Source organism: Maritalea sp. S77 (assembly GCF_049801075.1).
Classification (GTDB): Bacteria; Pseudomonadota; Alphaproteobacteria; order Rhizobiales; family Devosiaceae; genus Maritalea.
This window is the reverse complement of record NZ_JBNAGG010000003.1, coordinates 281711-300732: the sequence shown is the minus strand read 5'-3', so window position 1 is coordinate 300732 and position 19022 is coordinate 281711. Positions and strand designations below refer to the sequence as shown.

The following is a 19022-nucleotide window of genomic DNA, read 5'->3' as shown; positions in this document are numbered from 1 at the left end:
CCACCGCCCGGCCATTTTGGCCGGGCTTTTTCATGACCATAACCTTACCGTTTTTTTGCTTATTATTAGGGGCAAATTAACTATAGCTAATTAGCCTAAGAGGCTGAGTAACTGCGTCAAAAGAGATCTGTTGAGCCCGCATGCCATCGTCAACTGCAATTGAAAAACAAGAAAAACGCGACGCGGCTATTGCCGTGAAAATCCCCTTGCGCCTTATGGGGATCCTGTCGCTATGCGCCATCGCGCTTGTCTTTTTGGCGCTGATGTCTTGGTCAGTCAACGATCCAAGCCTTAGCTTCGCGAGCGATTCGCCCGTGTCCAATTGGCTCGGCTTCCCCGGCGCAGTCGTTGCAGATATCGGGTTTCAGTTTTTTGGTTTGGGCATTCTTACCCTTATGATTCCACCTGTGTTGTGGTCCATGAAAATGATCAAACGCAATTTGCCAACTCATATGGCGTTGCGCAGCCTATTGTGGATCATCGCCTCAATGTTGATTTGCGGCATGTTGGCCTTTTTCAGCGCGCCTGAAACCTGGCCTCTGCCCTCTGGCCTTGGCGGTATTGTGGGTCTTGGCTTTTCGGCATTGGCTACCTTTGTTGCGGGCGACCTTGTGGTGCAACAAGCGGGTTGGTTGTTCGCACTGATTTTGTTCACACCAGCGGCAGTATCCTTTTGGCTCGCCGTGCGCTCCATTGATCCTTTCGCGATCCATGAGCCCAAAAAGAACAAACAAAAAGAATCACCAAAATCCGTGAGCATGGCCATCTTGTCCGCCTTGGGCAATTTGGGCGCCATCACCCTTGGCGCGATCACCCATTCGATTTTTTCCGCCAGCATTGCGCTTAAAAAAGCGCGAGCGCGGCAACAGGAAAAACGCGCACATCACAATGATTCACGTGAAAACATAGAACCAATGTTAGATAGTGGAGCGGCACCTCAGTCACAGCCTTACACGGCGCAAACCCATGCTGCCCCCGCGAACGCCCCACGCATTGAACCACGATTTGCAGATGACATGGCCCGCACAGCGCAAAGCCATGTGGAAGGCAATGCCGCGCCTGATTTTGCAGAAGACTACATTGATTATCCAGATTTCGACGACGAACCAATCGAGCCGCAAATCGTTCAAGCTCCAGTGCAGCAAGCAGCGCCACAACCTCAACCAACTGTCGCTCAAACGGCCAAGCCGCGCGTAACCGCACCTGCGCCACGTCCCGCACCCGGCCGTCGCGTCACGCAAGAAGCTCAAACATCTCTGCTTCAAGATGAAGGCTTTGAATTGCCCGAATTGTCCTATTTGGCAGACGCGCCAAATACCGGCACCGCCAAAGAACATATGCCCGAAACATTGGAGGAAAACGCTCGCCGCTTGGAAGGCGTGCTGGAAGATTTCGGCGTCAAAGGCGACATCATCAATGTGCGGCCCGGCCCTGTGGTCACACTTTACGAATTGGAGCCCGCACCCGGTATTAAATCGTCCCGCGTGATTGGTTTGGCTGACGACATCGCCCGGTCCATGAGTGCCATTTCCGCACGTGTTGCCGTTGTGCCTGGCCGCAATGCCATCGGCATTGAACTGCCAAACGACAATCGCGAAACAGTTTACCTGCGTGAATTGCTCGCCTCACAGGACTTTGAAAAAGTCAAAGGCAAGCTTCCCCTATGTTTGGGTAAGACCATTGGTGGCGAATCCATCATCGCTGATCTTGCGCGCATGCCCCACCTCCTGATTGCAGGTACAACTGGCTCCGGTAAATCTGTTGCGGTAAACACCTTCATCCTGTCGCTGCTTTATCGTTGGACTCCTGAGCAATGTCGCTTGATCATGATCGATCCGAAAATGCTCGAACTTTCGATCTATGATGGCATTCCACATTTGCTGACCCCAGTGGTGACCGATCCAGCCAAAGCCGTTACAGCCCTAAAATGGGCGGTTCGGGAGATGGAAGATCGCTACAAAAAAATGTCTAAAGTCGGCGTTCGGAATATTGACGGCTTTAACCAGCGTGTGGCCGAAGCCAAGAAAAAAGGCGAAGTCATCACCCGCACGGTTCAAACCGGATTTGACCGTGAAACCGGCGAAGCAATTTTTGAGAGTGAAGAGTTTGATCTTGAACCGCTCCCCTTCATTGTGGTGATCGTCGACGAGATGGCCGACTTGATGATGGTGGCGGGTAAAGACATTGAAGGTGCCATCCAGCGCTTGGCCCAGATGGCCCGTGCCGCTGGTATCCACTTGATCATGGCAACGCAACGCCCGTCCGTTGATGTGATCACTGGGACCATCAAGGCCAACTTCCCCACCCGGATTTCATTCCAAGTGACTTCGAAAATCGACAGCCGCACCATTTTGGGCGAGCAAGGTGCGGAGCAATTGCTCGGTATGGGCGACATGCTCTATATGGCTGGCGGTGGTCGCACCCGTCGTTTGCACGGTCCGTTCGTTGCCGATGGCGAAGTGGAAGCTGTGGTGCAGCATTTAAAATCACAAGGTGCGCCTGAATATTTGGAAAATGTCACTGAAGAAGTGGAAGAAGAAGGCGGCGCGGGCAATTCAAATCTTGGGAATTCTGGCGACGAACTATATGACAAGGCCGTCAATATCGTGTTGAACGACCGCAAAGCATCCACCAGCTATATCCAGCGTCGACTATCCATTGGCTATAACAGAGCCGCAACATTGATTGAACGGATGGAAGAAGAAGGTGTCATCTCACCCGCCAACCATGCGGGCAAACGCGAAGTGTTGGTCGGTGATGACGAATCTGCCCTTTAAAGGCTATACTATCACCACCATATGCTCATGTGATTGCCACAATGTTTGCTCATGATACGCACAAACAAATGTGCGACAAAGGACGACTTTATGCGTTTTTTCCAGCTTAGCATCGCCGCGCTGATCATTTCCATCAGCGGTGTATTTTCAGCTCACGCGCTCAACCGCCAATTGAGCGAAGAAGAAGTATCGATCATCAATGAGATCAGTGCGCACCATTCCGCCATTGAGCAAATGGCCGGGCGATTCATTCAATTGGACAGTGCGGGTACACGCGCTGAAGGTATCTTCTATATCAAGCGCCCTGAAAAAGTGCGCTTCAAATATGCCCCGCCATCACGTGAAGAAGTGGTTTCCGTTGGCCGCGGGTTTTATGTTTTGGACCGCAAAGAAAAAACAAAATTTGCCTATCCACAGCATCGGGTGCCCTTGCGCCAATTCCTGTCCGACCAAATCAATTTGTTTGAAACCAACATCACAGACGTCACCAAGACCGAAGAGATGATTGCAATTTCCATCTCAGATGACACGCCTATTGGTTTGGTATCGGTCACAATGATTTTTGACATTGCTACAAAAGAGCTCAATCAGTGGACCTTAACTGAGCCAAATGGCAGCGAAGTCACATTTTCGATTTACGATACCACTACAGATATCGATATCCCGCGAGCCTATTTTTCTATTCCAGCGAATTACAAATCACGCAGCGAATAAGATTTGGCCCTTATAAAAACCGGGTTGCCCCCTCGCCTTGATCGTTCATTATGGTCATTCATGATTCGAACGGTCAGGCGAGGGATTTTTTATGGCGCTTTCAATTGCAACCTGGAACATCAATTCGGTGCGATTGCGCCTGCCTATGGTGCTGGAATTTTTGGAAAAGCATCAGCCAGATATTTTATGCCTGCAAGAAATCAAATGTCAGGACGAGCAATTTCCCGCTAAAGCACTCGCCAAAGCTGGCTATGAACATCAAGCCGTGAATGGACAAAAGAGTTATCATGGTGTTGCCACCATTTCGCGCCTGCCAATTATCAATCAGAACAAACGCGAATTTTGCCAAATGGGTGACGCACGACATGTGTCAGCAACATTCGAAGCATCCTTTGGCCCGCTCAACGTACACAATTTCTACATTCCCGCTGGCGGTGACGAACCCGATCCACTCGTAAATCCAAAGTTCAAACACAAGTTAGATTTCTTGGATGAAATGGAAAATTGGTTTGATGGTCCAGACTTTGACAAGGGGCATGTGATTGTGGGTGACTTCAATATCGCCCCCCACGAAAATGATGTGTGGTCACACAAGCAGCTGCTAAAAGTGGTCAGCCATACACCCATCGAAACGGAAAAGCTGAACGCGATTCAGGCCAAACGTGCTTGGGCCGATTTGGTGCGTAAACATATTCCACACGATCAACGTCTTTATTCTTGGTGGAGCTATCGCTCTAAAGATTGGTCAGCATCAGATCGCGGACGGCGTCTCGATCATATTTGGGCCACGCAAGATGTTGCACCACATGCGCACAAAACCGAAGTGCTGCGCGATGCGCGCGGTTGGGCACCAAAGCCGTCCGACCATGTCCCCATCATCACGCACTTTAAATAAGAAAGACTACCCGCTCTTCAGCTTGGGGTGGACAGTGGAAAGAGCGTCCACATAGTTGGACAGCGCACGCCGGATGTGGACAGACATCATCTCCCCAAGTTCAGGGTAAGTCTGAATAAGTTTTTTGAAATGTGTGCGCGGCACGAAAACCACCTCACAAGCTGTAAGGGCCCGAATGCTAGCCGCGCGTGGAGTTGCTGCCAACAGCGCCATATCGCCAATCAACGCACCGGGCTGATCAAAAACAGCGCTTTGATGTTTGCCGCCTTTTTGCTCCCTGATCAATTCGCCCGACACCAGAATGAAAGCACCCTCAGCCACATCGCCTTCTTGCACCAACAGCTCACCTGCGGGCACCTGACGAAAATCAGCCACAAAAGCCACCAACTTAATCTGATCTTGTGAGAAGCTTTGGAAGAATTCAACTTGCCCCAAAACTTCAATCATTTTTTCCAGCGCCATTAACAACGTTCCCCAAAACGTTTTTTCACCCTATGGGACCAAACGATAGCCCCCTTCTTCGGTGACAAGCAAGCGCGCATGCGTTGGATCCCGCTCTATTTTTTGCCGCAAGCGATAAATATGGGTTTCCAAAGTGTGCGTTGTAACGCGATTATTGTAGCCCCAAACCTCTTGCAGCAGCACATCGCGCGACACAGTTTTTGCACCCTGGCGGTAGAGGAATTTCAAAATTGAGGTCTCTTTATCGGTCAAACGGATCTTTTGACTGTCGTCCGTTTCCAATGTTTTGGTCGACGGGTGGAAGCGGTAGGGTCCGATTGAAAACACCACATCTTCGCTTTGATCATGTTGCCGCAGCAAAGCACGCACGCGCGCCAACAAAACAGAAAACCGGAACGGTTTGGTCACGTAATCATTGGCACCACTTTCCAATCCCAAAATCTGATCCGCATCGCTATCGTGACCTGTCAGCATCAAGATGGGTGACTTCACGCCGTCCTGCCGCAAAATCTTCACGGCCTCACGACCGTCCATATCCGGCAAACCGACATCCAAAATCAACAAATCGAAATGACCATCCTTGGCCAGCTGCAAAGCACTATTGGCATTTTCAGCTTCAACAATTTCAAATTCACGGTAATGAGCCAACTGCTCCAACAGGCTTTGGCGCAAATCCGCCTCATCATCAACGATCAACAAACGACGCTTATTCATATATTCAGTCCAAAATTGTTCGAGGCCAAATGGCAAATCATCTTTAGGATCTATCTAACATCATGCGTGTTTCACATGCTCATCACAAGGGCGTTAGCATTTTGTGTAGTTAACAGGCACGATCATTGTTGATTTAGTGATAATCCCGTGCGCCAAAAATAGCGGACCCTACCCGCACATAGCTCGCGCCCATTTCGATGGCCGTTTCATAATCGGCGCTCATTCCCATGGAGTATTTTTCGAGACCAACTGATTTCCCGAGCTTCACCAGCCGCGCAAAAAATGGCGCGGGCGGCTCGCCAACTGGTGGAATGGCCATCAATCCTTGAATGTCCAAACCAAGATCATTTTGACAATAGCGTACAAAATCTGCTGTTTGGTTTGGAGCAATGCCACTCTTTTGCTCTTCCTCTCCAATATTGACTTGAATGAAAAGCGGGATGTTTTTGCCCTGCGCTTCCATTTCCTTTTTGAGATGACGAGCCAGCTTTTCACGATCAAGCGAATGGATCACGTCAAACAGCTCCACCGCATCTTTAGCCTTATTGGTTTGCAGCGGCCCGATCAAATGTAACACCAGATCAGGATATTGCGCGCGCAAATCTGGCCATTTGCTTTGTGCTTCCTGCACGCGATTTTCTCCAAAGTCGCGCTGTCCCGCTTCAAGGATCGGCGCAATATCTTCCGGCCCATAGGTTTTAGATACGGCGATCAGCTTCGGCGCTTCCCGCTCTGCGCCATCAAACCGCTTCGCCGCCCGTGCCATATTTGCCCAAACTTGATCCAATTCTTTTGCGCCCATCTTTTACCTCTTTTTCAATATCCCTGCCCTATCATCAGCTCACGCCACATCGGACCGTTGAACCTGATGAAAGCTTGACCGACAGGGCAAATTCTGGTGAAGGTCAACGTCAAGGTTTGAACCACAGATCAATAATATTCAAGGACAAAAGAAACCGGTATGACTTCGGAACGTTACAACCCGCGTGAAAGCGAACCGCATTGGCAAAAAGTTTGGAACGAAAACCAAAGCTTTGCCCTCAATGAGGAAAGCGATAAGCCGAAATATTACGTCCTTGAGATGTTCCCCTACCCGTCTGGCCGCTGCCATGTTGGCCACGCGCGGAACTACACAATGGGCGATGTGATCGCACGTTTCAAGCGCGCCAAAGGCTTTAATGTTTTGCACCCGATGGGTTGGGATGCATTTGGCATGCCGGCCGAAAATGCGGCGATGCAAAACAACGCCCACCCAAAGGAATGGACTTACAAAAACATTGAGTCCATGAAAGAGCAATTGGTGGCATTGGGCTTGAGCTTGGATTGGTCACGCGAATTCGCCACCTGCGATCCTGAATATTACCACCAACAGCAAAAATTGTTCTTGGACTTTTTGAGCGATGGCTTGGTCTACCGCAAAAGTTCAAAGGTAAATTGGGACCCTGTGGACCACACCGTTTTGGCCAATGAACAAGTGATTGATGGCCGCGGCTGGCGCTCTGGCGCTTTGGTGGAACAAAAAGAGCTAACCCAATGGTTTTTCAAAATCACCGACTTCGCCGAAGATTTGCTCGATGAAATTGACAATCTGAATGGCTGGCCAGAAAAAGTGCGCTTGATGCAAGCCAATTGGATTGGCAAATCTGAAGGCTTGTTGGTGCGCTGGGCACTGGATGAAAAAACTGCACCAGATGGTCATTCGGAACTTGAGGTTTACACCACCCGTCCGGACACAATCTTTGGCGCATCCTTTATGGCCGTGGCGGCAGATCATCCGCTGGCCCAAGCCGCTGCGCAAGACAATCCAGAATTGCAGGCGTTTATCGAAGAATGTCGCCGCATGGGCACTTCGGTGGCTGCATTGGAAACGGCTGAGAAAAAAGGCTTCGACACCGGGATTCACGTGAAACACCCGTTTGACGACAGCTGGACGTTGCCCGTCTATGTCGCAAACTTCGTCTTGATGGACTATGGCACTGGCGCCATTTTCGGCTGCCCGTCTGGTGACCAACGCGATTTGGATTTCGCCCGCAAATATGATCTGCCGGTTGTGCCAGTAGTGATGCCAAAAGATGCCGACGCCGCCAGTTTTGAAATCGGCGATGAGGCCTTCACTGATGATGGCGTGATGATCAATTCTCAATTCTTGGACGGCATGGCACCGCAAGAAGCATTTGACGAAGTTGCCCGCCGGTTGGAAAACAGCTCCATCAATAATCGCGAGCAAGGCGAGCGCAAGGTAAACTATCGTTTGCGCGATTGGGGCGTTTCACGCCAGCGCTATTGGGGTTGCCCAATTCCGATTATTCACTGCGACAATTGTGGCGTGGTGCATGTGCCGGATGATCAATTGCCTGTTGAACTGCCAGATGATGTGACCTTCGACAAGCCGGGCAATCCATTAGATCGTCACCCGACTTGGAAGCATGTAAACTGCCCTAATTGCGACAGCCCTGCCCGCCGTGAAACCGACACGATGGACACATTTGTGGATTCATCATGGTATTTCGCGCGCTTCACTGCACCACGGGCCAAAACCCCAACAGTGCGTGAATTGGCTGACCATTGGTTGCCTGTCGACCAATATATTGGCGGCGTTGAACACGCGATCCTCCACTTGCTCTATTCGCGCTTTTTTGCCCGCGCTATGAAAGCGACAGGTCATTTGTCTGTCACCGAACCGTTCAAAGGGCTGTTCACCCAAGGCATGGTGACACACGAAACCTATAAATCTGAAGCAGGTGAATGGGTCGCGCCGACTGAAATTGACCTGACCGAAGATGAGGGCAAACGCGAAGCTGTCCATAAAGAAACGGGCAAGCCAGTTAAGATCGGCTCAATCGAGAAGATGTCCAAGTCGAAAAAGAACGTGATCGATTTGTCATCAATGGCTGAAAGCTTTGGCGCCGATGCGACACGTTGGTTTGTCTTGTCAGATTCACCGCCAGAGCGTGACGTGCAATGGACCGAGTCTGGCATTGAAGGCGTGTGGCGGTTCATTCAACGCGTTTGGCGTTTGGTCGACGACACAAAGACTATTTTGGACAATGAAGACATTGGCTCAAAAGCCCAAACAGATGCCGAAGATTTGCTAAAATCCGCGCACCGCGCCATCGATCAAGTGACCGATGCTTACGACAATTTGCGGTTTAACCGCGCCATCGCCCAAATCTATGAGTTGGCGAACGCCTTGTCGAAAACCATCGCCAAGGTAAAATCGGATGCTACCAGCGATGAACGCAAGGCGCTCAAATTGGCCGTCGAGACATTGGTTAAATTGTCCAACCCGATCGTGCCGCATTTGACAGAAACATGTTGGGCACATCTTGGTCATGACACAATGTTGGTGGATGAATCTTGGCCAGAAGCCGACAAAAAATATTTGACCGACGATACGATCATGTTGCCCATTCAAGTAAATGGCAAAAAACGGGGCGAGCTAACCATAGCTAAAGATGCAACCAAAGCACAGATTGAACAGGCTGCCTTGTCAGCCGATCCAATTGCGCGCATGTTAGATGGCAACGCACCGAAAAAGGTGATCGTGGTACCAGGTAGAATTGTAAATGTTGTTATCTAAACCATTTAAACTTGCCGCGATGGCAGCCCTATCTGCAGCTTTGTTGGCTGGATGCACCTTGCGTCCGGCTTATCAGGGCACAAACAATTTAGCGCAAAAAGATTTCAATCTGACTTACGCCGAGGCAGATAGTCGCTTGGAGCAAATCATTTTCCAAAAAATCCGATTTGATTTGGGCGAAAATAAAGCTGCACCCTATAAGCTAGATCTCAATGTCAGCGCATCTGCACGGAGCCTTTTTAAGGCAGGTTCACAATTCGCGCGCAACGAAAAGGAAATGAAAGCAACCATTTCCTTTAAACTGATCCAAGTGGATACCGAAGAAACAGTGCTGTCTGGGTCACGTTTTGCGGCGGCGACCTACCAAACTTCTGGTCAATTGGTGGCAGATAAAGCTGCAGCAAAAGACGCGGAAAAACGTGCAGGCGAAGCCGCAGCCAAGCTGGTTGAAATCGATCTGTTGCATTTTTTCAATGAGGCCAACACACAGTGACCGCCCTAAAAGCGCGTGACGTCTCTGGTTTTTTGAACAAACCCGATCTCAGATCGGGCATCATTTTGATATATGGGCCAGATGCTGGACGCGTACGCGAAACAACAGATCAATTGCAAAAGCACTTTCAGGGCAAAGATGCAGACCCGATGAACCTCATCAGCCTGCAATATGCCGATCTGGACAATGCCGACGCCACCATTGAAACCGAAGCCAACACCACATCCATGTTTGGTGGGCAACGCATTGTGCGGGTGCGGAGCGCCACAAACGCGCTAGCCCCAACTTTGGAAAGGTTGGCGGCTGAAGACGTACCTGCGATCATTCTCATAGAGGCAGGCAATCTCACCCCAAAAGACAATCTGCGCAAGGTGATGGAAAAAGCAAAATCAGCCCGTGCCCTTCCCTGCTTTGCTGATGATGCCCGTAGCTTGGACCAATTAATGCGAGAGATGTTTCGCGAAAATCAGGTGCAAATCGACAATGACGCGCTGCAAGCCCTAAAAGATCAACTGGGGAATGACCGTCAAATCACACGATCAGAAGTTGAAAAGCTCATTCTTTTTGCCGCGCAAAGCAAAAAGATCACATTGGAAGATGTAATCAATCTCTGCGGCGACAACGCCATGTTGGCACTGGATGAAATTATTGATAGCGCGGGCACCGGCCATGTCCAAAAGCTCGATCAGGCCCTGTCCCGCGCATTTGACAGTGGCATTCATTCTTCTGCCATTCTCACACGGTCCCTTATGCATTTCACGTGGCTTCGAACCCAACGTGCAAAAATGGAAGAAGGCACCTCGCTTGATCAATTGGTGAACAGCGCAAGGCCGCCAATTCACTTTTCACGCAAAGCAAAAGTGCAAACACAAATTCGCACTTGGTCATCCGGCAACCTCGCCACGGCCTGCACACGCATTTATGATGCGATTGCCCAGACACGAAAAAACGCATCACTGGATATCGCCCATACCCGCCAAGCCCTTCTGGCCATTGCAACAATAGCGGCTCGACACTAAATATCTAAATGATTCACGTGAAATCATAGAAAATCGATGTTTTCGGTGCGTTTCTCTCGCGCCCTACAGTGTGCATTGGCCCGACTTTTCTTGCTGAAGGCGACCACAGAAACGCACTAAAAACACTCTTTCAGCGCTATTTTTTGCCCCACAACACATTTGACTGAGCAGACCTAATCCAAATTTTCGACATCCGCCCAATGTCATTTCGGCACAAGCCAATATCTGCCAATTGTCGATCACTCATGCGGCGCAATTCATGGGCAAGGCGCATGACGCGAATCGGCCGGATGAGCCAAAGAAGAGGACGAATAAGTTTACGACTGTAACGCATGACTAAATTCCATTTTTCAATTATGATTGAATATGCGATCATAAAATCCGTATTTGCGCCAAAACAGCGCCATAAATGCATATGGCTTTTCAAGGATGAAAAATGAAATTTGGATGGGACGAAATACGACTCTTCACCGCAGTTGCTGAAGCGGGTGGCCTCACCGGCGCGTCGACAAACACCGGCATGAGCCCAGCAACTCTTGGGCGTCACATTGCGTCGCTGGAGAATAATTTAGGCAGTTCGTTATTTCTTCGATCTCCACGTGGCTATCAGCTCACCGAATTGGGTGAAGATCTACTCGCCCATGCGCAAAATGTTTCAAACTCCATGTCGGCGCTTCAACACTGGAGCGACCAGCTAAATGTGAAACCAACAGTGCGCATTTCAGCCGGCCCATGGACCTCTTCTTTTTTGTCGCAACACATGGCTGAACTCTGGCAAGGTGAAACCGATCTAATGATCGAACTGGTTACCGGACTGGAACGTGTAGATATCGGCCATCGCCATGCGGAGATTGGCATACGCAATGCCCGCCCCCATGAACAATGGTTGGCGGGACGCAAGCTTGGTGAAGTCGCATACGCTCTCTATGCTCGCGCTGATGGTGATATCGATCACAAACCGTGCTATATCGGCGTTACTGACACGCTATCGGGTGCCCGTTCTGCACAATGGTTAAACCAAAACCACAGCGAAAACATAGTGTTACGCGCTAGTGATTCAATGAGTGTACGCGAAATGGCAGCATCCGGTGTCGGCCAGGCGGTTTTGCCCTGCTTTATAGGCGACCAGGACTCTCGATTACAGCGGTCCAGTCCACCAATTGATGCGCTACGAACCGAGCAATGGCTGGTCATGCATCATGAGGAACGGCATCGGCCTGTGATCCGCAGGGTGGCTGACCGCCTTGCTCATTTGCTGCAAAATCATCAATCCTTGTTTGAAGCCACAAAAAAGGCGGACCCAAATAGCCCGCCTAATTCACTGTAATTTATATTGAATTCTATCCGTTGCGCTGCAAACGCGAACACACATCGTCCAATTGATCCAGCGTGCGGTATTTGATTTCAATCTTGCCGCCACGCTCTTTATGGTCGATGGAAACTTTCAGTCCCAACCGGTCAGAAAGCTCTTTTTCGAGCGCCAATGTGTCAGAATCTTTTTGCTTCTTTTTCGCACCAGCGGGCGTGTCGCCAGCTTCTTCATCGGCACGCAATTGCTTTTGCACCATATTCTCAGCTTCACGAACGCTTAAACCGCCTTCGACAATGCGTTGTGCCAGAGCTGATGGATCTTTTGCCGTGATCAATGCCCGCGCATGACCTGCCGAAAGCGCACCATCAGCAACATAGCCCTGCACACTTTCTGGCAATTTCATCAACCGCAAAGTGTTCGCCACATGCGAACGGCTTTTACCGATAACCTGTGCCAAATCTGCCTGTGTGTAGCCAAACTGCTGCATCAGCTGATCATAACCTCTTGATTCTTCAAGTGGATTAAGATCAGACCGCTGTACGTTTTCAATGATCGCCAGCTCAAGCGCTTCACGATCATCCAACTCACGAATAATGACAGGCACTTCATGCAGGCCTGCACGCTGCGCTGCACGCCAGCGGCGCTCACCAGCCACCAATTCATACTGATCGGGCTCTACCTGGCTTGGACGCACCAGAATCGGCTGCATGATGCCTTTCTCTTTGATTGAATTGGTAAGATCTTCCAATTCTTCGACAGAGAAATGACGACGCGGGTTGTTTGGGCTGGCAACGATAAATTCCACGGGCAGACGGCGAATGCCTGAACTATCGGCATGACGAGGTGCATCCATGGGCGGTGTGTCGCCAATCAAAGCGGCCAATCCGCGTCCCAACCGATTATTTGGATTTTTCTCATTCATCGCTTTAACCCTTATGCCGCCTTCAACCGACGTTCACGCTTAATCACTTCGGTGGCCAACCGCAAATAGGCCTGCGAACCAGCACATCGCAAATCATAGAGCAATGCTGGCTTGCCGTAAGATGGTGCTTCCGAAAGGCGCACATTACGGGGAATCACAGTGTCATACACCAGCTCACCCAAATGGCTGCGCACATCGTCCAAAACCTGCATCGACAAATTATTGCGCTTATCAAACATGGTCATAATGACCCCCTGAACATAAAGCCCAGGATTCAGATTTGTCTTAATTTGTTCAATAGTTTGAAGCAGTTGGCTCAAACCTTCCAAGGCGAAAAATTCGCACTGCATTGGCACCAAAACCGCGTCTGCCGCTGCCAGCGCGTTAATCGTCAATAGGTTAAGCGAAGGCGGACAATCAACCAAAATGTAGGTAATCGGCTTACCCTCATGATAGAGGCTACCTGCATTATCCAATGCATTGCGCAACCGGAAGGCCCGATCACCTTCCTCTGCAATTGCCAACTCCAAACCAAGAAGGTCCATGGTCGAGGGCACAATCGCAACATTTGGCACATTGGTGTGCAAAATCGCCTTTTCCAGCTCAACCTCGCCGGTCATCAAATCATAAGCAGAGTACTGACGGGTACTGCGCTCAACACCGATCCCGGTACTGGCGTTCCCTTGGGGGTCAATATCCACAATCAGCACACGCTCGCCAATTGCGGCCAAAGCCGTCGCCAAATTGATAGCTGTAGTGGTTTTACCCACACCACCTTTTTGGTTTGCCAAAGTCAGAATACGCGGCCGCATCGACGCCTCCTGTGCCAAAATTGCCCTATTTCTGCATCAAATCGGTCATTTTGACGATCGCAGCATCACCTAGGGTCTCGCTTTCCACTGTGGAATAACTATAGCGCCATTTTTGCAAAGATTCTTCTATTTCTTTGCTATATCCCCGGCCTTTTTGGAATAATCCCACAGAATTTTGTTGCCATAAGGGATAAATATAGCCGCAAACATCCGTTAATGATGCAAATGCTCGTGCTGTAAACACGTCTATATGCCCGATTTCCTGGGGTTTCAGCGATTCCACACGCTCTGTATGTACCGACGCGTTCAATCCCAAATCGCGCACAATTTGTCGCAAAAAAGATCCTTTTCGACCATTGGATTCGACCAAATGCACAGCAATTGACTGATTTTTGAGTACAATTGCCAATGGAATCGCCGGAAATCCACCGCCGCTTCCCATATCAAGAATCACCTTGGATTCTTCCGGAATCATTGGGATAAGTTGCAGACTATCGAGAAAATGCCTTGACCAAATTTCAGAGAGTGTTTCACGTGAAACAAGGTTCTTAATTTTTTGCCATTTTATCAGCTGGTTTTCATAGCCAGACAAATCTGACATAATTTGGTCCACGTCCAGATCTTCATCAGAGGAAAAATTTAGACCCTCAAGATAGATCCCAACCGCTTGCTTTGCTGGCTGCATTAATGCGTACCTGTCTTCTTCACCAAGTAGCCGCGCTTAATCACAGCTAGAATCAACGTGATGGCGGCCGGTGTAATACCCTCAATCTTCTGCGCATGTGCAATGGTTTTTGGTTGTGCTTGCTCTAGCTTTTGGCGCATTTCGCCAGATAGACCTGACAATTGATTGTAATCCATCCAGTCAGGAATTGCCCGCCTCTCATCGCGCTGCATCGCCTCAACGTCAGCCTTCTGTCGATCCAAGTAAACAGCATATTGCGCGTCAACACTCACTTGCTCAATCACCTTTGAGTCGAGATTGGCAAGTTCTGGCCAAATCCGTGTTAGATCTTCCAACTCAATATTCGGATAGGACAGCAATTCAAATGCAGAGCGGCGGACGCCATCTGCATTAACTTTCAAGCCCTGCTTTTCTGCCTCATTTGGCGTGATAGACAAAGATTTCAACAGATCGCTTGCGTGATTTAAGGCATCCATCTTATTGAGGAAAGCGGCCTCACGAACTTCACCAACCAAACCATATTGCAGCCCAATTGGGGTTAGTCGTTGATCTGCATTGTCGGCCCGCAGATGTAATCTAAACTCTGCTCTTGACGTAAACATACGATAAGGTTCGGTCACTCCGCGCGTGACCAAATCATCAATCATCACAGCGAGATAGCTTTGCGTACGAGATAAATGTAAACCGTCATTGCCTAAGGCAGCAAGTGCGGCGTTGGCCCCAGCTAGAAGACCTTGCGCGCCTGCTTCCTCATATCCTGTCGTGCCGTTGATCTGACCTGCTAGATAGAGCCCAGGCTGCTTTTGCAACTCCAGCTCATGGGTCAGCTCGCGCGGGTCAACATAATCATATTCGATGGCATAGCCAGGTTGAATAATTTCTGCATTTTCAAGCCCCGGCAATGCACGGATAAATTCATATTGCACATCTTCGGGCAGGCTCGTCGAAAGTCCATTTGGATAGATCGTATGATCATCCAAGCCTTCAGGTTCCAAAAAGATTTGGTGGCTCTCGCGATCATTAAAGCGTACAATTTTGTCCTCGATAGACGGACAATAGCGCGGACCTTTGCTGTCTATCTGACCGGAATACATAGCAGAAAGATGCAGATTGTCTTCGATAATTTGATGCATCTTTTTGTCAGTGCGCGTGATATAACATGGCACTTGTGGCACTGTAATTTCATCGGTCAGCATGGAGAAGGCTTCCTTCTCCGCGTCCCCGTGTTGGACTTCAAGAACATCCCAATTGACAGTGCGCCCATCAAGACGTGGCGGTGTCCCCGTCTTCAACCGACCCAGCAGCAGGCCCAACTGTTCCAAGCGTTCTGAAAGTCCAAGCACTGGCGCCTCACCCACCCGACCCGCGGGGATTTTCTTTTCACCAAGGTGGATAAGACCCCTTAGAAAAGTTCCTGTCGCCAACACCACTTTCGTACACTCAATGTGTGTACCATCGCCGAGTTTCACACCTGTCACGTCACCATTTTGTGTAATGATATCATCGACTTCGCCCTCAAGAACCATTAAGTTCACTTGAGCATCGATTGCCGTTTGCATGGCTTGCTTGTAAAGCTTACGATCAGCTTGCGCACGGGGGCCGCGCACCGCTGGCCCTTTTCGCCGGTTCAATAACCGATATTGAATGCCCGCCTGATCAGCAACGCGACCCATTAGCCCATCTAGTGCATCAATCTCTCGCACCAAATGACCTTTACCCAATCCACCAATGGCAGGATTACATGACATTTCGCCAATTTTTGCATATTGATGGGTGATGAGAGCGGTTTTGGCACCCACGCGTGCAGATGCAGCAGCCGCTTCGCAGCCTGCGTGGCCGCCGCCGACAATAACGACATCAAATTGATTGTTTTGAGTCATGTGCACATTTCCCTGTTTCACGTGAATCCAGTTCGCACTGTTTCACGTGAATCATTTGCCAATGCAAAATCCAGCAAATAGTCGATCTAAAATCTGCTCCGCATCAACAAGGCCAATAAGACGCGAGAGCGGTAAAGTCGCCTGTCTTAAATCCTCGGCGATAAACTCAAGTGGTTTATTCAAATCCGCGGCAGCATTCAAGTGCAAAAGTGCATCATCTAATGCTGTTCGATCCCGTTGGTGTGAAATCAACATGGTTTCACGTGAATCTTTAACTTCAGCGGCAGCTTCTACCAAACGCTTCATCAAGTCGGAAATCCCTGCACCGGTTTTGGCTGAGACCTTCAGTGTTTCACGTGAATCCACTTCGTCGGAATCTTGCAAGTCTTGCTTGGTGTATAATTGCCAATCTGCATGTGGATATACGGCTTCACTTGTTTTACTTGCATCGATAAGCTCGATAACAAGGTTGGCCTGTTCAATTGCCCGATAGGACCGACTAATTCCCTCCAACTCGACAACATCATCAGTCTGCCTTATGCCGGCTGTGTCAAAGAGCCGAAAAAGCTGGCCTTCAACATCGATCTCCACGTCAATTACATCACGCGTTGTCCCTGGAATGTCCGTAACAATCGCACGGTCGGATTTTGCCAAGGTGTTCAATAATGTTGACTTACCCACATTTGGACGGCCAACTAGGGCGACGTTAAATCCATCTTTGATGATTTGGCCGCTATTATAACCGCTTAACGCAGATTGGATGCTTTCGACGAGTTTGTTGATATCCTGTTGAAATCCAGTGGGTAAACTGTCTTCAACATCGCCTTCATCGCTGAAGTCCAAACGTGCTTCAATCTCAGCAAGGAGATCAATAATTTGCGTGCGCCAATGCTGAACTTTATCGGAGATACCGCCCTGCATTCGGCTTAAGGCCAATTGACGCTGGTTTTCAGTCTTGGCATCCAAAAGATCCCCAAGGCCCTCAACTTCAACCAGATCCATCTTGCCATTTTCGAATGCGCGTTGGGAAAACTCTCCAGCCTCCGCCAGCCGCACATTTGGATGCGCAATCGCTTGTGTCAAAAGCCTCTGCACAACGGCTTGGCTGCCATGACATTGCAATTCAACAATGTCCTCACCTGTGAAACTGTGTGGTGCAGGAAAATACAAAACGAGCGCCTCATCAATGGGCTGTCCGTTTTCATCCTCAAGGGTGCTAAATTGAGCAAAACGAGCTTGGGGGCATGTTACCCCCAAACCTTCAAGAACTTCAGTGGCTGCTGGGCCCGAAAGCCGCAACACTGCAACACCTGATGGCAGACTTCCACTGGACAACGCAATAATGGTATCCATGCGCAGCCTCACCCATCACTAAGTGTTCATAGAATCGAAGAATTCTGCATTTGACTTGGTCTGACGCAGCTTATCCAACAAGAATTCGATCGAATCGACAGTGCCCATTGGGTTGAGAATACGACGCAAGACATACATCTTTTTAAGCGTATCCTTGTCGACCAATAGATCTTCCTTACGGGTACCAGACTTGGTAATGTCGATGGCTGGGAAGACGCGCTTATCAGCAACTTTACGATCAAGAATAAGCTCAGAGTTACCTGTGCCTTTAAATTCTTCAAAGATCACTTCATCCATGCGGCTGCCGGTATCGATCAGGGCGGTTGAGATAATGGTCAAAGAGCCACCATCTTCAATGTTCCGTGCGGCACCGAAAAAGCGCTTCGGCCGTTGCAACGCGTTGGCATCCACACCACCGGTCAAAACTTTACCAGAGGATGGCACCACAGTGTTGTAAGCGCGGCCCAAACGGGTAATCGAATCGAGCAAAATCACAACATCGCGCTTATGCTCAACCAAACGTTTGGCTTTTTCGATCACCATTTCTGCCACTTGTACGTGACGAGAGGCAGGCTCATCAAAGGTCGAAGAAATCACTTCGCCGCGTACAGAACGCTGCATATCAGTCACTTCTTCAGGTCGTTCATCGATCAACAATACGATCAAATAACATTCTGGATGATTGGTTGCGATCGATTGGGCGATATTTTGCAGCAACACGGTTTTACCGGTGCGCGGCGGCGCCACAATCAGCGCGCGCTGGCCTTTACCCAAAGGCGCAACCAAATCAATGATCCGGGCGCTTTTATCTTTGGTGGTGGGGTCTGCCACCTCCATATTGAAGCGCTCATCAGGATAAAGCGGTGTTAAATTGTCAAAATTGACTTTGTGGCGCGCACGATCAGGTTCTTCAAAATTAATCGAATTGACCTTGAGCAGCGCAAAATAGCGTTCGCCATCTTTTGGAGAGCGAATTTGACCCTCGACCGTATCACCGGTGCGCAAGGAAAATCGCCGAATTTGAGATGGGCTGACATAAATATCATCAGGGCCGGGCAAATAATTGGCATCTGGGCTTCTTAAAAACCCAAAACCGTCAGGCAAAACTTCAACAACGCCTTCCCCGGTAATGTCGACGTCATTTTCCGCCAATTGTTTAAGTATCGCAAACATTAATTCCTGCTTGCGCAAGGTGCTTGCATTTTCGACTTCAACTTCTTCGGCAAATGCCAAAAGTTCGGCTGGTGTTTTAGCCTTAAGCTCTCGGAGCTTCATATTCTGCATGAAGGACGTATCCTAGTGTGGGCAGATAAAACTAAGGGTGGGATTTTCGAGGTGAGGAACTGAATGAAACAAATCAGTTCGCCTCAAGTGGGACAGCTATAACGCAATTCTTTTGGCGGT

Annotated in this window: 17 protein-coding genes; 7 read left to right on the top strand and 10 right to left on the bottom strand. The window is 49.5% G+C overall.

What is annotated here, in order from left to right:
* The first annotated feature begins 140 nt into the window (after positions 1–140).
* The 3 genes from ACP15Y_RS12255 (at position 141) to ACP15Y_RS12245 (ending at position 4386) form a co-directional block, all read left to right on the top strand.
* On the top strand, positions 141–2777 hold the full coding sequence (locus ACP15Y_RS12255; protein WP_424983377.1) for a DNA translocase FtsK 4TM domain-containing protein: 2637 nt from the start codon (positions 141–143) through the stop codon (positions 2775–2777).
* A 90-nt stretch (positions 2778–2867) separates the two neighbouring features.
* On the top strand, positions 2868–3491 hold the full coding sequence (locus ACP15Y_RS12250; RefSeq protein ID WP_424983376.1) for a LolA family protein: 624 nt from the start codon (positions 2868–2870) through the stop codon (positions 3489–3491).
* A gap of 91 nt (positions 3492–3582) precedes the next feature.
* Positions 3583–4386 (top strand): exodeoxyribonuclease III, encoded by an 804-nt coding sequence (locus ACP15Y_RS12245; RefSeq protein WP_424983375.1) that lies wholly within the window; start codon positions 3583–3585, stop codon positions 4384–4386.
* A gap of 6 nt (positions 4387–4392) precedes the next feature.
* On the opposite strand, the gene ACP15Y_RS12240 is transcribed toward ACP15Y_RS12245, so the two are convergent.
* The 3 genes from ACP15Y_RS12240 to ACP15Y_RS12230 form a co-directional block, all read right to left on the bottom strand.
* Positions 4393–4848, bottom strand: coding sequence for a cyclic nucleotide-binding domain-containing protein (locus ACP15Y_RS12240; protein ID WP_424983374.1), 456 nt, complete (start codon positions 4846–4848; stop codon positions 4393–4395).
* A 30-nt stretch (positions 4849–4878) separates the two neighbouring features.
* On the bottom strand, positions 4879–5562 hold the full coding sequence (locus tag ACP15Y_RS12235) for a response regulator transcription factor (protein ID WP_424983372.1): 684 nt from the start codon (positions 5560–5562) through the stop codon (positions 4879–4881).
* Between the two features lie 133 nt (positions 5563–5695).
* Entirely contained in the window at positions 5696–6364 is a 669-nt protein-coding gene (locus ACP15Y_RS12230) for a YggS family pyridoxal phosphate-dependent enzyme (protein WP_424983371.1), read from the bottom strand.
* Positions 6365–6523: 159 nt separating this feature from the next.
* Here ACP15Y_RS12230 and leuS point away from each other — a divergent pair, with 159 nt between their 5' ends.
* Genes leuS through holA form a run of 3 tightly spaced genes read left to right on the top strand, consistent with a single transcriptional unit; the run spans position 6524 to position 10654 of the window.
* Complete coding sequence (leuS, locus tag ACP15Y_RS12225) at positions 6524–9142, top strand: leucine--tRNA ligase (RefSeq protein WP_424983370.1); 2619 nt, start codon at positions 6524–6526, stop codon at positions 9140–9142.
* A complete protein-coding gene (locus ACP15Y_RS12220; protein ID WP_424983369.1) occupies positions 9129–9635 on the top strand; it encodes a hypothetical protein in 507 nt (168 codons plus the stop codon). The genes leuS and ACP15Y_RS12220 overlap by 14 nt, the downstream gene beginning before the upstream one ends.
* Positions 9632–10654: a DNA polymerase III subunit delta gene (gene holA, locus ACP15Y_RS12215; protein WP_424983368.1), complete on the top strand. Its 1023-nt coding sequence runs from the start codon at positions 9632–9634 to the stop codon at positions 10652–10654. Before ACP15Y_RS12220 ends, holA begins: the two co-directional genes overlap by 4 nt.
* Before the next feature lie 136 nt (positions 10655–10790).
* Here holA and ACP15Y_RS12210 read toward each other — a convergent pair whose 3' ends face one another.
* Positions 10791–10928 carry a DUF1127 domain-containing protein gene (locus tag ACP15Y_RS12210; RefSeq protein ID WP_424983540.1) on the bottom strand — a complete coding sequence of 46 codons (138 nt, stop codon included), beginning with the start codon at positions 10926–10928 and terminating at the stop codon, positions 10791–10793.
* 162 nt (positions 10929–11090) lie between these two features.
* On the opposite strand from ACP15Y_RS12210, the gene ACP15Y_RS12205 reads away from it, so the two are divergent.
* Positions 11091–11981, top strand: a complete 891-nt coding sequence (locus ACP15Y_RS12205; RefSeq protein WP_424983367.1) for a LysR family transcriptional regulator — start codon at positions 11091–11093, stop codon at positions 11979–11981.
* A 13-nt stretch (positions 11982–11994) separates the two neighbouring features.
* Here the strand turns inward: ACP15Y_RS12205 and ACP15Y_RS12200 are convergent, their stop codons facing one another.
* From ACP15Y_RS12200 to rho, 6 genes are read right to left on the bottom strand one after another with little or no spacing between them, the layout of a single operon-like run.
* Positions 11995–12888, bottom strand: coding sequence for a ParB/RepB/Spo0J family partition protein (locus tag ACP15Y_RS12200; protein ID WP_424983366.1), 894 nt, complete (start codon positions 12886–12888; stop codon positions 11995–11997).
* Between the two features lie 11 nt (positions 12889–12899).
* Entirely contained in the window at positions 12900–13700 is an 801-nt protein-coding gene (locus tag ACP15Y_RS12195) for a ParA family protein (RefSeq protein ID WP_424983365.1), read from the bottom strand.
* 25 nt (positions 13701–13725) lie between these two features.
* Entirely contained in the window at positions 13726–14385 is a 660-nt protein-coding gene (gene rsmG, locus ACP15Y_RS12190) for a 16S rRNA (guanine(527)-N(7))-methyltransferase RsmG (protein WP_424983364.1), read from the bottom strand.
* On the bottom strand, positions 14385–16271 hold the full coding sequence (mnmG, locus tag ACP15Y_RS12185; RefSeq protein WP_424983363.1) for a tRNA uridine-5-carboxymethylaminomethyl(34) synthesis enzyme MnmG: 1887 nt from the start codon (positions 16269–16271) through the stop codon (positions 14385–14387). Before mnmG ends, rsmG begins: the two co-directional genes overlap by 1 nt.
* A gap of 45 nt (positions 16272–16316) precedes the next feature.
* Positions 16317–17618, bottom strand: a complete 1302-nt coding sequence (mnmE, locus tag ACP15Y_RS12180) for a tRNA uridine-5-carboxymethylaminomethyl(34) synthesis GTPase MnmE (protein WP_424983362.1) — start codon at positions 17616–17618, stop codon at positions 16317–16319.
* An 18-nt stretch (positions 17619–17636) separates the two neighbouring features.
* Positions 17637–18902, bottom strand: coding sequence for a transcription termination factor Rho (gene rho, locus ACP15Y_RS12175; protein ID WP_424983361.1), 1266 nt, complete (start codon positions 18900–18902; stop codon positions 17637–17639).
* Between the last annotated feature and the right edge of the window lie 120 nt (positions 18903–19022).